This window comes from Pseudomonas sp. BP6, assembly GCF_017875935.1.
Classification (GTDB): domain Bacteria; phylum Pseudomonadota; class Gammaproteobacteria; order Pseudomonadales; family Pseudomonadaceae; genus Aquipseudomonas; species Aquipseudomonas putida_Y.
This window is the reverse complement of the sequence record NZ_JAGINI010000001.1, coordinates 4050120-4065303: the sequence shown is the minus strand read 5'-3', so window position 1 is coordinate 4065303 and position 15184 is coordinate 4050120. Positions and strand designations below refer to the sequence as shown.

Here is a 15184-nt window from a genome sequence, read left to right as displayed (position 1 = left end):
GAGCACTTGCGCCGGCGCATTGTCCATTACTCAGTCTTGGGCCCATCAGGGCCCTGAAGGAGAGCCCTCGCCTTATGATCCGCCGTACCGTGCCCGCCGTCTTCGCCTTGTTGTGCAGTTCGCCCTTGCTGGCCGAGCAGCAAACGCTGTTCAGCTTCGTGCGCCCGGCCTCGGTGGTCAATGTGGCGACCGTGAATGCCGGCATGCCGCAGTACAACGCGGAACAAACGGCCGAGGGCGAGGTGTTGCGGCGTGTGGTGTTCAACCCGGCGCAGCAGCCCACCCTGCGCCTGAGCCCGCAGAGCGGGGTGTGGGACTGGTCCGCCGGGCAGTTCCTGACCTTGCGCCTGCAAAGTGCCATGGATTGGGCATTGACCGTGGATGTCACGGTGCAAGGCAGCGATGGCGGCACCTTGACCAGCCGTATCGACCTGCCCGCAGGCCCCGCGCAAACGGTGATGGTGCCGCTGACAGCCAGTTCGCCGCTGGACCAGGGCATGCGCGCCGGCCCGCCGATGCCGTGGACCCACGGTGGTCAGCGCCTCCTTTTGACCAGCAGTGCCGGTGCAGTCGACCTCAAGCAGGTGATCTCGGTCAGCCTGAGCATCCCCAGCCCCAAGGTGGCGCAGAGCCTGTTGATCGAGCGTGTCGGTATCCAGGATGACGACCAGGCGTACAGGGCGGCCTATCACGAGCTGATTGATGCCTATGGCCAGTCGACTCGCGGGAACTGGCCCGAGAAGGTATCCAGTGACGAGCAGCTCAAGGCGGCCGATACCCGTGAACAGCAACAGCTCAAGGGTTGGTTGGCGGAGCGCAGCAAGCAGCAGCTGGACGCTTACGGTGGCCTGGTGGGCGGGCCGGCCTTTGCAGCCAAGGGCTTCTTTCGCACTGAAAAGCGTGATGGCCGCTGGTACCTGATAACGCCGGATGGGCACCCGTTCTATTCGCTGGGGGTGAACGCCGTGGCGGCAGACGGTGGGCGTACTTATGTCGCCGGGCGCGAAGGCATGTTCAAGGCCCTGCCCGCCGAGGGCGATGCACTGGCCGGGTTCTATGGCGAAAGCAACAACGACGATGGCAATGCCTCGTCGCAGGGGCGCAATTTCAAGCAGGGGCGTTGGTTCGACTTCTACGCCGCCAACCTGCAGCGTACTTATGGCAAACCCTGTCCGCCCGCAGTGGAGGGCCAGCCAGCCAACTGCGCACTGCCGGTGCTGGATGCCGACCGCTGGCAGGCGCACGCGCTTGACCGGCTTCTGGCCTGGGGGTTCAACACCGTTGGCAACTGGAGCGAGCCGGCCCTTGGCCAGGCCAGACGCATGCCGTATACCTTGCCGCTGTCGATCGTGGGCGACTATGCCAGCATCAGCACTGGCATGGATTGGTGGGGGCGCATGCCCGACCCGTTCGACCCGCGATTTGCCATGGCCACCGAACGTGCGGTGGCCATCGCCGCTCGCGATCACCGCGACGACCCTTGGTTGATCGGCTACTTCGCGGACAACGAACTGGCCTGGGCTGCCCCCGGAAGCGATCCCCAGGCCCGTTATGGCCTGGCCTACGGTACCTTGCGCCTGACCACCGACGTGCCAGCCAAACGCGCGTTTCTCAAGCAGCTGCGCGACAAGTATCGCAACCAGGAGGGGTTGTCCAAGGCCTGGGGGATCGAACTGACCGCCTGGGAGCTAATGGAGGATCCTGGCTTCGAGGCGCCGTTGCCTAACCCGGAGCACCCGGAAATCGAGCGTGACTACCAACACTTCCAGCGGGTATTTGCCGAGACCTACTTCAAGACCATTTCCGATTCGTTGAAGTGGCATGCGCCCAATCACATGCTCCTGGGTGGTCGCTATGCGGTCAGTACACCGGAGGCGGTCAAGGCCTGTGCCGAGTTCTGCGATGTACTGAGCTTCAACTTCTATACCCTCAAGCCACAGGACGGCTACGACTTTGCCCGCCTGGCGGAGCTGGACAAGCCGGTGCTCGTGTCCGAGTTCCAGTTCGGCTCGCGTGATCGCGGGCCGTTCTGGCCGGGGCCATTGGAGCTGGCGCGGGAAGAGGATCGCGGCCCGGCCTACGCAAACTTCCTCAAGGCGGCCCTGGCGCAGCCGATGATCGTTGGCGCGCACTGGTTCCAGTACCTCGACCAACCGGCCAGCGGTCGCCTGCTCGATGGTGAGAACGGCCACCTCGGGCTGGTGGCGATTACCGACATGCCCTATCCAGGGTTTGTCGATGCCGTGCGCAAAAGTAACCTGCACACCATGAGCCAGCTGCGTGCCGAGCTGGAAAGACCGGCCCCCTGAAGTCAGGCTGGTGCAGTCATCTTACGTGGGAGTGGCTTTGTGTCGCGACCACTTGGTCCAAGCCAGTTTGCAAAACGCCCAACTACTGAAACAATGCACACCTTTTTGGATATGGTCGTACGGAGAGCAGCGGGTGCAGATCCAGGGTCACTATGAGCTGAAGTTCGAAGCCGTGCGCGAAGCCTTTGCCGCGCTGTTCGATGATCCCCAGGAGCGTGGCGCCGCGCTGTGCATCCAGGTGGGTGGCGAAACCGTCGTTGACCTGTGGGCCGGCTGTGCCGACAAGGACGGCCAGCAGGCCTGGCACAGCGATACCATCGCCAACTTGTTCTCTTGCACCAAGACCTTCGCGGCCGTTACCGCCCTGCAACTGGTCGGCGAGGGCAAGCTGGCCCTCGATACCCCGGTGGCCAACTACTGGCCCGAGTTTGCCCAGGCGGGTAAGCAGTCGATCACTTTGCGCCAGTTGCTCAGCCACCGTGCCGGCTTGCCGGCCATTCGTGAGCTGCTGCCGGCCGAAGCTTTGTATGACTGGCAGGTCATGGTCGATGCCCTGGCCGCCGAGACTCCGTGGTGGACGCCAGGCACAGAACACGGCTATGCCGCCATCACCTATGGCTGGCTGATCGGCGAGCTGATCCGCCGTGCCGACGGCCGTGGCCCTGGCGACTCGATCGTGGCCCGTACCGCCCGCCCGTTGGGGCTGGATTTCCATGTTGGCCTGGCCGACGAAGAGTTCCACCGCGTGGCGCATATTGCCCGTGGCAAGGGCAACGCTGGAGATGCCGCAGCGCAACGCTTGCTGCAGGTGACCATGCGCGAGCCTGAGGCACTGTCGACCCGCGCCTTTACCAACCCGCCCGCGATACTGACCAGCACCAACAAACCGGAATGGCGACGCATGCAGCAGCCAGCGGCCAATGGCCATGGCAACGCACGCAGCCTGGCGGGGTTCTATGCCGGTCTGCTGGACGGCAGCCTGCTTGAATCCGAACTGCTCGATGAGCTGACCCGCGAGCATAGCCTCGGCCAGGATCGTACCTTGCTCACTCAGACCCGTTTCGGCCTGGGCTGCATGCTCGACCAGCCCGATGTGGCGAATGCCACCTTTGGTCTTGGCGCCCGCGCCTTTGGCCACCCCGGTGCCGGTGGCTCGGTCGGTTTTGCCGACCCGGAGCACGATGTGGCCTTCGGTTTTGTGGTCAATACCCTAGGCCCTTATGTGCTGATGGACCCACGGGCCCAGAAACTGGTGCGCGTTCTTGCCACTTGCCTTTGATCGGGTAATGCGGGTATTGCCACACCCCTTTGACTATCCTCAATGCCAAGGCCTGAAGTCCCTGGGCAAAATATCTTTCTATTTCATGGTGTATCGCTGATGTCTTCACATAAAACCTTAGCACTCGCCCTGTGCCTGACCGCCGTTACCGGCTGCGCCAGCCACTCCCCGGATGGCTCCAAGGTAGGTGGTTCCAGCTGGTGGCCTTTCGGTTCGGAAAAGGTTGCCGAGCAGGAAGTGAAGTCAGCCGTTACTGAAACCGTGGCCAAAGCCGATGCCAAATCCGAAAGCGCCAGCCGCTGGTGGTGGCCGTTTGGCGGTGACGATGAGCAAGCCAAGGGGCCGGTGGTGCCGAAGATTGATCAGAAGGCTACCCAGGCCTGGCTGGACGAATACGAGCCCAAGCTGCGTGAAGCGATCAAGGACAGCAAGCTGGAGCTGGAGCGTCGCGACAATGTGTTGGCGGTAACCCTGCCGGTAGACAGCTCATACAATCGTGATCGCCCGAACATGCTGCTGCCCCTGTCCCTGGGCCCGATCACCCGCGTCGCCAAGACTGTCGAAGGCGACCCCAAGACTGCCGTGCTGGTGCTGGGCCATGCCGACAGCAGCGGTGCCGCCGTTGCCAACCAGAAGCTCAGCCTGGAGCGCGCCGCTTCGGTATCGGCCATCTTCCGCCTCAGCGGCCTGCAGCGTGACCGCCTGACCCTCAAGGGTATGGGCTCGATGATGCCGCGCGCTGCCAACGACAGCGCCGAGGGGCGCTCCCTGAACCGCCGCGTGGAAATGTTGCTGACCCCGCAGAACACCATGGTTGCACTCCTGGCCAAATACCAGCAGGCCGCCCCGGCACCCGCCCCGGCCTCTATGGTGGCCGTGCAGGATGCCAAGGCTGCTGGCAGCAAGCCGGTCGCCAAGGCTGCGGCGAAGAAACCTGTAGCCAAGGCCAAAACACCTGCGAAGACTGCAGCCAAGAAAAAAGCTGCGCCAGCCAAGCCTGCGGCCAAGAAAGCTGCCGTTGACAAGAAAGTAGCTGCCAACAGCCCTGCGAAGACCAACTGATCGTCAAGGAACCGCAGTCATGACCCAATCCCTGGCCGATATGCGCCGCGACTACACCCGTGATGGACTGACCGAAGCCCAGGCACCGGGGGAGCCGTTTGCCCTGTTCCACCAGTGGTTCGCCGATGCGGTGAAAACCGAGCAGGTACCGGTGGAAGCCAACGCGATGACCTTGGCCACCGTGGACGGCGAAGGTCGCCCGCATTGCCGTGTATTGCTGTTGAAGGGGCTCGACGAGCAGGGGTTCACTTTCTTCACCAACTACGACAGCGCCAAAGGCCAGCAACTGCAAGCCAACCCCTTTGCGGCCATGACCTTCTTCTGGCCGGCGCTGGAACGTCAGGTACGCATTGAAGGTCGAGTGCAGAAGGTTACGGCGCAGGAGTCGGATGCCTACTACCAGGTCCGCCCGCTGGGCAGCCGTCTGGGGGCCTGGGCCTCGCCACAGAGCCGCGTGATTGCCGGGCGTGAGGAACTGGAGGGCCTGGTAAAGGCCACTGAAGCGCGTTTCTCCGACACCCAGCCGCATTGCCCTGAGCATTGGGGGGGATACCGTTTGTTGCCCGAGCGCATCGAGTTCTGGCAGGGGCGCGCAAGCCGCCTGCATGACCGGTTGAACTATCGGCTGGTGGATGGGCAGTGGCTGCGAGAGCGGCTGGCACCCTGAGTAACTGGGGCTGCCAAGCGGCCCCAGCCATCGATCAAGTTACCCCGGATATCCCGCCGCCTCGCGCTCCAACCACCCCGGTAGTTGCTTACGCCCTACCTTCTCCTGCCGCGCCTGCGCCAACCTTTCAAGCATGAACGCGCGTTTTTCAGGATCAGCCCCTGCCAGCGACAAGGCCAGGTCACGGTCCATCCAGCGGCGCATGCGCACATACAGCCACCAGTGAAAATACAGTCCCGTAACGGTGGTGACCACGACGATGAAGTAATCCATGGCTATTCTTGGTCTCACTTGAAAGGCCTTCGACACAGCCCGGCAGGCTGTACCCCGGCTGAATGAAAACAATTTTATTACGTTTGTACCGTGACAGCCGTCAATGTGCAGCGTCTAATGAGCACCTGACTTATGGAGACTTTACCCATGCGTAAATCCGCTTTGCTGGTGGCGACCTTTACCACCATGTCGCTGCTGCTGGGGGGCTGTGCCTCGAGCCTGACCGGTGACAGCTACTCCCGTGACGAAGCCCGCCGCGTGCAAACCGTGCGTATGGGCACCATCGAATCCCTGCGTCCGGTCAAGATCGAGGGCACCAAGACCCCGATTGGCGGCGGTGCTGGTGCCATCGTGGGCGGTGTAGCCGGCAGCGCCGTGGGCGGTGGCCGTGGCAGCATCGTGGCTGCCGTGATCGGTGCCGTGGCCGGTGGCTTGGCGGGTTCCGCAGCAGAAGAAGGCCTGACTCGTACCCAAGGTGTCGAAATTACCGTTCGTGAAGATGATGGCAGCATGCGCGCCTATGTGCAGGCCGTGCAGGAGAACGAAATCTTCCGTGTTGGCGACCGAGTGCGCATCATGACTGTAGACGGTACCAGTCGCGTTTCGCACTGACCGTAGTGCAGTAATAAAAACCCCGACATGGCTGCTGCCAGTCGGGGTTTTTCTTATGCTTCAGTCAAGTCAGGCAACGCTGGTTTTGCGGCTGGCCATCGCGGTGACGGCGTAGCCGATCACTGCGGCAAAGAACGAGCCAGTCAGAATACCCATGCGGTCCATGCCCGCGTAATCACTGCTACCCGGGGCGAAGGCGAGCGAGCCTACGAACAGGCTCATGGTGAAGCCAATGCCACAGAGTATCGCCACCCCCAGTATTTGCCCCCAACCAGCACCTGCAGGCAGCGAGGCCAGGCGCAGCTTGACCGCCACCCAGGTCAGGCCGAAAACCCCCACGGTCTTGCCCAGCAACAGGCCGACCGTGATGCCCATCGGCACTGGGTGGGTGAAGCTATCTACGGTCATGCCTGTCAGTGAAACGCCGGCATTGGCGAAGGCGAAAAGTGGCAGGATGGCATAGGCCACCCAAGGGTGCAGGGCGTGTTCCAGCGCCAGCAGAGGCGACGATTCAGCATGGCGTGTACGCAGCGGAATGCAAAAGGCCAGGGCGACACCGGCCAAGGTGGCATGCACACCACTCTTGAGTACGCAGACCCACAGGATCAGGCCAACGATCATGTAGGGTCCAAGCTTGACCACGCCAAGCCGGTTCATCGCCACCAGCACCACCAGACAGGCCGCAGCCAGCAGCAGTGACACACTCGACAGGGTGCCGGAGTAGAACAGGGCGATCACAATGATTGCACCCAGGTCGTCGATGATCGCCAGGGTCATCAGGAACAACTTCAGTGACACCGGTACGCGCTTGCCGAGCAGGGCCAGGACACCGAGGGCGAAGGCGATGTCGGTGGCGGTAGGGATTGCCCAGCCGGCCACGGCTGCGGGGTTGTCACGGTTGATGAACCAGTAGATCAGCGCTGGCACCACCATGCCGCCCACGGCTGCGGTGGCAGGCAGGATCACTTGTGAGGGCTTGGACAGGTGGCCGTCGACCACCTCGCGTTTGACTTCCAGGCCGATGAGCAGGAAGAACAGGGCCATCAGGCCGTCGTTGATCCACAGCAGCAATGGCTTGGCGATGTTCAGCGCGCCGATCTGGACGGCGACGGGTACGTCGAGCAAGCCGCTGTACAGGTAGGACAGTGGCGAGTTGTTGATGACCAGGGCCAGAACGGCGGCAGCGATCAGCAGCAGGCCGCTGGCGGCTTCCAGTTGGAAGAAACGGGTAAGCAGGCTACGCACGGGCTATAGGCCCTCCATGAGCAGTTTACGAAGGGTACGGGCGTACACCCTAGCCTGTGACGATGTTCCTTAAAACAAAAACCATATTCGTTTTTGTTATATGTTGTTGCCAGCAGGCCTTGGGGAAATCCGCCCCTGCGGGGAGACCACTGTTCCGTGCAGGAGCGGGGTCACCCGCGAAGAGGCCCTGTCATTCGATAAAGAATCAGATGCCGAGCATATCCCGCGCCACCGCCTCGGCGATGCGAATGCCATCCACACCGGCTGACAGGATCCCGCCCGCATACCCGGCCCCTTCACCCGCCGGGAACAGCCCCTTGAGGTTCAGGCTCTGGTAATCCTCACCCCGGGTAATCCGCAGTGGCGACGAGGTGCGCGTCTCGATCCCGGTCAACACCGCATCATGCAGGTTATAGCCCTTGATCTGTCGGTCGAACGCTGGCAGTGCCTCACGGATCGCCTCGATGGCGAAGTCCGGCAGGCTCGGCGCCAGGTCGCCCAAGGTCACGCCCGGCTTGTAGGACGGCTCGACGCTGCCCAGAGCGGTGGAGGGGCGGCCGGCGACAAAGTCGCCCACCAGTTGCGCTGGGGCCTGGTAGTTGCTACCGCCCATTACATAGGCGTGCGCCTCCAGGCGCTCCTGCAGTTCGATACCGGCCAGCGGGCCACCCGGGTAGTCGCGCTCGGGATCGATGCCGACGACGATACCGGAGTTGGCGTTGCGCTCGTTACGCGAATACTGGCTCATGCCGTTGGTGACGACTCGGCCTGGCTCGCTGGTGGCCGCGACCACGGTGCCACCCGGACACATGCAGAAGCTGTATACCGAGCGGCCGTTGCTGGCGTGGTAAACCAGCTTGTAGTCGGCGGCACCCAGTTTCGGGTGGCCGGCGTACTTACCCAGGCGCGCCTTGTCGATCAGCGTTTGCGGGTGCTCGATACGGAAGCCCACCGAGAACGGCTTGGCTTCCATGTAGACACCTTTGGCGTGCAACATGCGGAAGGTGTCACGGGCGCTGTGGCCCAGGGCCAATACCACATGGCGAGAGTGCAGTTGTTCGCCGCTTTCAAGCACGACACCGGTCAGTTGGCCATCTTCGATCAACAGGTCGGTGACCTTCTCCTGGAAGCGCACTTCGGCTCCCAGGGCGATCATGTCCTGGCGCATCTGTTCGACCATGCCGGTGAGGCGGAAGGTGCCGATGTGCGGCTTGTTGATGTACAGGATTTCGTCCGGCGCACCGGCCTTGACGAATTCTTCCAGCACTTTACGGCCGTGGTGTTGCGGGTCCTTGATCTGGCTGTAGAGCTTGCCGTCGGAGAAGGTGCCGGCGCCGCCTTCACCGAACTGCACGTTGGACTCAGGGTTGAGTACGCTTTTACGCCACAGACCCCAGGTGTCCTTGGTGCGCTGGCGAACTTCCTTGCCGCGTTCGAGGATGATCGGCTTGAAGCCCATCTGTGCCAGCAACAGGCCGGCAAAGATGCCGCAAGGGCCGAAACCGACTACGATCGGGCGCTCCTGCAGGCCTGCCGGGGCCTGGCCGACGAACTTGTAGGTGACATCTGGCGCAGGGCCGATGTTGCGATCATCAGCGAACTTGCTGAGCAGCTCGGCCTCGTTGCTGGCTTCCAGGTCGATGGTGTAGATGAACAGCAGTTCGCTGTTCTTCTTGCGCGCATCGTAGCTGCGCTTGAACAGGTTGAAGCTGAGCAGTTGCTCGTCGCGGATGCCCAGGCGCTGGACGATGGCTTCGCGCAACGCTTCGTCAGGATGGTCCAGGGGCAGCTTCAGTTCGGTGATTCGTAGCATGGCAGGGTCCAGTATCCCGGCCATGGGCGGCCGGCGGCTTTACACAAACCGCCAAGTATAAGCTGTTCGCTGCCCCTACTGGCAGGATAAAAACGCCCGGTGATCAGTTGTCGCGTGCGCCGCCGTAGTAAGCACAGCCCTGCAAGGTCTTGCCGTCGATGCGCAGTTCGGCGCGCAGGTGGTGGATGGCGCCAGTGGCGATATCTGCACAGCGCTGCGGAGCGACCCACAGTTCCACGTGCTGGCCGTTGGCTTCGCTGGTCAGGGTCAAGCCACCACCGGGTACTTCTTCTTCCAGGAACGGCAAGGGCAGGGGGGGCTGGCCGATTCGCTCGATGACCATGCCCTTGCCGCTGGCTTTGATGTCCCAGTCCGGTTCATGACCGTTGGCGCGCAGGGTCAGCTGCTTGAAGTTGGGGTCGTCGCAAGCGCGGGTGGAGGGTTCCAGGCGGTACAGGCGGCTGACCTCCAGCTGGCCGTCGTTGTCGGCCTGCTTGGCGCCAGTGAGGCGACCGCGCACGTCGGCGAACAACTTGGCGTTGGCGTCCTTGGCCAGGTTGGCGGCCTCCGGCAGGATGCCGGTGCCGGCGACGTCATTGATCACGAAGCGGCGTGCTTCGTTGCAGGGCTTGAACAACAGGCGGCCGCCATTGGCGCTCAGTTCGCCCTGCATGCGCGTGGTGCCGATGTTCGGGTCACGGGGCTGCTCGGCCAGTAACTGGCAGCCAGCGAACAGGGGCAGCAGGGCACTGAGCAGCAGGGTAGGGGTGAGGCGCATGGGGCGGGCTCCGGGGAATCTTTGCCAAAGAGCTGGCCACGATACACGTCCTGCAGGCAGAAAAAAGGGCCCGAAGGCCCTTTTTCATTCAACCCCCCAGGTACGCGTCGCGCACTTTCGGGTCGGTCAACAGCGCTTCCCCCGTACCCTGCATCACCACCCGACCGTTTTCCAGCACATAAGCCCGGTCAGCGATCTTCAGCGCCTGGTTGGCGTTCTGCTCCACCAGGAACACCGTCACGCCATCGCGGCGCAGCTGTTCGATGATGTCGAAGATCTGCTGGATGATGATCGGTGCCAGGCCCAGCGAGGGCTCGTCGAGCAGCAGCAGCTTGGGCTTGCTCATCAGTGCCCGGCCAATGGCGAGCATTTGCTGCTCGCCGCCGGACATGGTGCCGCCACGCTGCATGTAGCGCTCCTTCAGGCGCGGGAACAGTTGCAACACCTTGTCCAGTTGCTCCTGATAGTCGCCCTTGTCGGTGAAGAAACCACCCATTGCCAGGTTTTCCTCGACGGTCAGGCGGGCGAACACGCGGCGGCCTTCCGGCACGACGGCGATGCTTTTGCGCATGATGTGCGAGGACGGCTGGCCGACCAGTTCTTCACCCAGGTACTTGATGCTGCCACTGTGCGCCTGCGGCGAGCCGCACAGGGTCATGAGCAAGGTCGACTTGCCGGCACCGTTGGCGCCGATCAGGGTGACGATTTCGCCTTGGTTGATCTCCACGTTGACGCTGTGCAGCGCCTGGATCTTGCCATAGAAGGTGGAAACGTTTTCAAACTTCAGCATTTACGCTTCCCCCAGGTAGGCTTTGATCACATCAGGGTTATCGCGGATCTCTTCCGGCGTGCCGTGGGCCAGGGGGGTGCCCTGGTTGATGACCACGATATGGTCGGAGATGCTCATCACCAGCTTCATGTCGTGCTCGATCAGCAGCACGGTGACGCTGTGCGACTCACGCAAGTAGGCGATCAGGGCCTTGAGGTCTTCGGTTTCTTTCGGGTTCAGGCCTGCGGCTGGTTCGTCCAGCATGATGATGCGTGGCTGGGTCATCATGCAGCGGGCGATTTCCAGGCGGCGCTGCTGGCCGTAGGCAAGGGTGCCGGCGGTGCGGTTGGCGAACTCGGTGAGGTTGACCTTCTCCAGCCAGTACTGCGCACGCTCCAGGGCTTCCTTCTCGCTGCGGCGGAAACCCGGGGTCTTGAACAGGCCAGCGAAGAAGTTGGTGTTGAGGTGGCGGTGCTGGGCGATAAGCAGGTTTTCCAGCGCGGTCATTTCCTTGAACAGGCGCACGTTCTGGAAGGTTCGCACCACGCCCTTGCGCGCAATCTGGTGGCCGGCCAGGCCCTGGATCGGCTGGCCATCGAGCAGGATGGTGCCGCCGCTGGGCTTGTAAAAGCCGGTCAGGCAGTTGAACACGGTGGTCTTGCCGGCGCCGTTCGGGCCGATCAGCGCCACTACCTGTTTCTCCTTGACGGTCAGGCCCACACCGTTGACCGCCAACAAGCCGCCAAAGCGCATGCTCAGGCCGCTGACTTGCAGAATTTCGCGGCTCATCGGGGCAGCTCCATCTGTGGACGTTGCATAGGCAGCAAGCCTTGCGGACGCCAGATCATCATCAACACCATCAGCGCACCGAACATCAGCATCCGGTATTCGCTGAACTCACGCATCAGCTCAGGCAGCAGGATCATCACGATGGCCGCGAGAATCACGCCCAGTTGTGAGCCCATGCCGCCAAGCACGACGATGGCGAGGATGATCGCCGACTCGATGAAGGTGAACGACTCCGGCGTCACCAAGCCTTGGCGCGCGGCGAAGAAGCTGCCGGCGAAACCGGCGAAGCAGGCACCCAGGGTGAATGCCGAGAGCTTGATCACGGTCGGGTTCAGGCCCAGTGCACGGCAGGCGATCTCATCTTCACGCAGTGCTTCCCAGGCACGACCGATCGGCATGCGCAGCAGGCGGTTGATCACGAACAAAGCCAGCAGGGCCAGCAGCAGGGCCACCAGGTACAGGAAGATGACCTTGTTGATCGAGTTGTATTGCAGCCCGAAGAACTCGTGGAAAGTCTGCATGCCCTCGGCTGCACGGCGTTCGAAAGTCAAGCCGAAGAGCTCCGGCTTGGGGATGTTGCTGATGCCGTTGGGGCCACCGGTCCAGTCGGTGAGGTTACGCAGGAACAGGCGGATGATCTCGCCGAAGCCGAGTGTCACGATCGCCAGGTAGTCACCGCGCAGGCGCAGCACCGGGAAGCCGAGCAGGAAGCCGAATGTGGCAGCCATCAGGCCGGCAATCGGCAGGCACACCCAGAAGCTCCAGCCCAGGTAGTGCGAGAGCATGGCATAGCTGTAGGCACCGACGGCATAGAAACCCACGTAGCCGAGGTCGAGCAGGCCTGCCAGGCCGACCACGATGTTCAGGCCCAGGCCCAGCAGCACGTAGATCAGGATCAGCGTAGCGATGTCGACCGCACCGCGAGAGCCGAAGAACGGCCATACCAGTGCCATCACGATCAACCCGATGATGACATAGCGCTGGGTCTTGGGCAGGGTGAGGTAGTTGCTGACTGCCGGGGGGATCAGCTTGCGATCCGAACGGCGGCCCATCACCGAACTCCACTGCTTGTCGAACAGCACGCGCAGGAACATCAGCACCGAACACACGGCGATGATGCTGATGGTGAACGAGCCCTGACTGTGCACGACCAGGCTGATGCCGTCGATGCTCAGTTTCAGGCCCAGCACCGGGAAGGCCACGGCCCAGACCAGCAAGGCGCTGAAGAACGCCTGTTTGAGATTTCTGTTCATACTTTTTCAACCTCCGGGCGGCCCAGGATGCCGGTCGGCCGGAACAGCAGGACAAGAACCAACAAGCCGAATGCCACCACGTCCTTGTACTGGTCACCGAATATGTCGGCGCCAAATGCTTCGGCTACACCCAGCACCAGCCCACCGAGCATGGCGCCCGGAATGCTGCCGATGCCCCCCAGTACCGCTGCGGTGAAGGCTTTCAGGCCCACCAGGAAGCCGGCGTTGGGGTTGATCACCCCGTACTGCATGCTCAGCAGCACGGCCGCCACGGCCGCCAGGGCGGCACCGATGACGAAGGTGAGGGCGATGATGTTGTTGGTGTTGATGCCCAGCAGGTTGGCCATCTTGATGTCCTCGGCACAGGCGCGGCAGGCGCGGCCCAGGCGGGAACGAGAGATGAACAGGGTGAGCAGTGTCATGGCCACCAGGGTGACGACGAACACCAGGATCTGCATGTAGCTGATCAGTACTTCTTCAGCACCGCCTGGCCCGAAGGAGAAACTCCCGGGGATCAGGTTGGGGATGGATTTATCCTTGGAGTCCTGCGAAAGCAAGACCGTGTTCTGCAGGAAAATCGACATGCCGATGGCGGAAATCAGCGGGATCAGACGGTTGCTGTTGCGCAGGGGGCGGTAGGCAACTCGTTCGATGCTGTAGCCATAGGCACTGGTGACGAAGATCGTCGCGACGAAGGCGACGGTCATCAGGATCGGCAGCGAATGGATACCCATCATGGCCAGACCCGCCAGGGCGATGAAGGCCACGTAGGAACCGATCATGTACACCTCGCCGTGGGCGAAGTTGATCATGCCAATGATGCCGTACACCATCGTGTAGCCGATGGCGATCAAGGCATAGGTGCTGCCGATGGTCAATCCATTAACCAGTTGTTGGAAGAAATGGTAGATCTCAGGCATTACAGCGCTCCTAAAAACCTGATTTGCATTTCACTGGCAGGGGTACGGCCAGGAAACCGCGGATGACGGTTTTAAGATTTTCAGGTGAGCCCGCCCCCGGATCGCGGGGATCGGGCCCATGAACCTCATAAAACGAAGCCCACTGCTCGCACAGTGGGCTCGTAGGTCAGCTATTAGTCACGCAGTTACTGAGGGGAGACTTCAGTCTTCGGCTTGCCGAAGTGCCATTCGTAGACCACGAACTTGAAGTCTTTCAGGTCGCCTTTCTTGTCGAACGACAGGTCGCCGGTCGGGGTCTTGAAGGTACCTTCGTGGATGGCCTTGGCCACCTTCTCGGTATCATCGGAGCCGGCTTTCTTGATGCCTTGAGCGATCAGTTCGACGGCCGAGTAGGCAGGGAATACGAACGGGCCACTCGGGTCCTTGCCATCAGCCTTGATGGCGTCGACGATTTTCTTGTTCTCCGGGTCTGCGTCGAACGACTTCGGCAGGGTGACCAGCAGGCCTTCGGAAGCGCCCTGGGCAATCTGCGAAATGGAGTCGTTACCCACGCCTTCCGGACCCATGAACTTGGCTTTCAGGCCTTTTTCCTGAGCCTGGCGCAGGATCAGACCCAGCTCTGGGTGGTAGCCGCCGTAGTAGACGAAGTCGACATTGTTCTGCTTGAGCTTCTGGATGATCGAGGAGAAGTCCTTGTCACCAGCGTTCAGGCCTTCGAATACGGCAACCTTGGTGCCTTTGCTTTCCAGGGTCTGCTTGACGGCGGTGGCGATGCCTTCACCGTACTGCTGCTTGTCGTGCAGGACGGCAACGACCTTCGGCTTGACGTGGTCGGCGATGTAGTTGCCGGCTGCCGGGCCCTGGGCGCTGTCCAGGCCGATGGTGCGGAAGATCAGCTGGTAACCACGGGCGGTGATTTCCGGGCTGGTGGCGGCGGGGGTGATCATGATCACGCCTTCGTCTTCGTAGATGTCGGACGCAGGTTGGGTGGAGCTGGAGCACAGGTGGCCGACGACGAACTTGACGCCATCGTTGACCACTTTGTTGGCGACTGCCACGGCCTGTTTAGGGTCGCACGCGTCGTCGTATTCCTTGGCTTCGAGCATCTTGCCATCGACGCCGCCCGCGGCGTTGATATCCTTGATGGCTTGCTTGGCGCCGATGAACTGCATGTCGCCGTACTGGGTCACAGGACCCGTCTTGGGACCGGCGATGCCGATCTTGATGGTATCGGCGGCAAACGAATGGCTGGCTACCCCGGCCAGAACCATTGCGGCGAACAGCTTGGAAATCTTGATCATAGTGCTCCACTCATTCTGTTGTAATTCTTATAGTCCTGGCGGCCAGGGCTACAGACCGGGCGGGATTCGCGGCGTGGCCATGCCAACGCGCAAGCCCACCTTCCCCCGGAACAT

Annotated in this window: 14 protein-coding genes; 5 read left to right on the top strand and 9 right to left on the bottom strand. The window is 62.1% G+C overall.

Annotated elements, in window-relative coordinates; all coding sequences use genetic code 11:
• The first annotated feature begins 74 nt into the window (after positions 1–74).
• From J3A98_RS18450 to pdxH, 4 genes are all read left to right on the top strand, one after another.
• Positions 75–2309, top strand: a complete 2235-nt coding sequence (locus J3A98_RS18450; protein WP_209967670.1) for a beta-galactosidase — start codon at positions 75–77, stop codon at positions 2307–2309.
• Between the two features lie 133 nt (positions 2310–2442).
• Complete coding sequence (locus J3A98_RS18445; RefSeq protein ID WP_176685320.1) at positions 2443–3588, top strand: serine hydrolase domain-containing protein; 1146 nt, start codon at positions 2443–2445, stop codon at positions 3586–3588.
• Positions 3589–3687: 99 nt separating this feature from the next.
• A complete protein-coding gene (locus J3A98_RS18440; RefSeq protein ID WP_176685319.1) occupies positions 3688–4650 on the top strand; it encodes an OmpA family protein in 963 nt (320 codons plus the stop codon).
• A gap of 19 nt (positions 4651–4669) precedes the next feature.
• Complete coding sequence (pdxH, locus tag J3A98_RS18435) at positions 4670–5317, top strand: pyridoxamine 5'-phosphate oxidase (RefSeq protein WP_176685318.1); 648 nt, start codon at positions 4670–4672, stop codon at positions 5315–5317.
• 39 nt (positions 5318–5356) lie between these two features.
• Here the strand turns inward: pdxH and J3A98_RS18430 are convergent, their stop codons facing one another.
• Positions 5357–5590 (bottom strand): hypothetical protein, encoded by a 234-nt coding sequence (locus J3A98_RS18430; RefSeq protein WP_176685317.1) that lies wholly within the window; start codon positions 5588–5590, stop codon positions 5357–5359.
• Positions 5591–5737: 147 nt separating this feature from the next.
• Here J3A98_RS18430 and J3A98_RS18425 point away from each other — a divergent pair, with 147 nt between their 5' ends.
• A complete protein-coding gene (locus J3A98_RS18425; protein ID WP_009684613.1) occupies positions 5738–6202 on the top strand; it encodes a glycine zipper 2TM domain-containing protein in 465 nt (154 codons plus the stop codon).
• 69 nt (positions 6203–6271) lie between these two features.
• Here the strand turns inward: J3A98_RS18425 and nhaA are convergent, their stop codons facing one another.
• From nhaA to J3A98_RS18385, 8 genes are all read right to left on the bottom strand, one after another.
• Positions 6272–7447: a Na+/H+ antiporter NhaA gene (gene nhaA / locus J3A98_RS18420; protein ID WP_176685316.1), complete on the bottom strand. Its 1176-nt coding sequence runs from the start codon at positions 7445–7447 to the stop codon at positions 6272–6274.
• A gap of 205 nt (positions 7448–7652) precedes the next feature.
• Positions 7653–9260, bottom strand: a complete 1608-nt coding sequence (locus J3A98_RS18415) for an NAD(P)/FAD-dependent oxidoreductase (protein ID WP_209967667.1) — start codon at positions 9258–9260, stop codon at positions 7653–7655.
• 103 nt (positions 9261–9363) lie between these two features.
• Positions 9364–10038, bottom strand: coding sequence for a hypothetical protein (locus tag J3A98_RS18410; protein ID WP_209967665.1), 675 nt, complete (start codon positions 10036–10038; stop codon positions 9364–9366).
• Between the two features lie 88 nt (positions 10039–10126).
• On the bottom strand, positions 10127–10828 hold the full coding sequence (locus J3A98_RS18405) for an ABC transporter ATP-binding protein (protein WP_021785841.1): 702 nt from the start codon (positions 10826–10828) through the stop codon (positions 10127–10129).
• A complete protein-coding gene (gene livG, locus J3A98_RS18400) occupies positions 10829–11596 on the bottom strand; it encodes a high-affinity branched-chain amino acid ABC transporter ATP-binding protein LivG (RefSeq protein ID WP_021785842.1) in 768 nt (255 codons plus the stop codon). It abuts the gene before it with no gap.
• Complete coding sequence (locus tag J3A98_RS18395) at positions 11593–12849, bottom strand: high-affinity branched-chain amino acid ABC transporter permease LivM (protein WP_176685314.1); 1257 nt, start codon at positions 12847–12849, stop codon at positions 11593–11595. Before J3A98_RS18395 ends, livG begins: the two co-directional genes overlap by 4 nt.
• A complete protein-coding gene (livH, locus tag J3A98_RS18390; RefSeq protein ID WP_008097482.1) occupies positions 12846–13769 on the bottom strand; it encodes a high-affinity branched-chain amino acid ABC transporter permease LivH in 924 nt (307 codons plus the stop codon). The genes J3A98_RS18395 and livH overlap by 4 nt, the downstream gene beginning before the upstream one ends.
• Before the next feature lie 185 nt (positions 13770–13954).
• Positions 13955–15070, bottom strand: a complete 1116-nt coding sequence (locus J3A98_RS18385) for a branched-chain amino acid ABC transporter substrate-binding protein (protein WP_176685313.1) — start codon at positions 15068–15070, stop codon at positions 13955–13957.
• Positions 15071–15184: the final 114 nt, after the last annotated feature.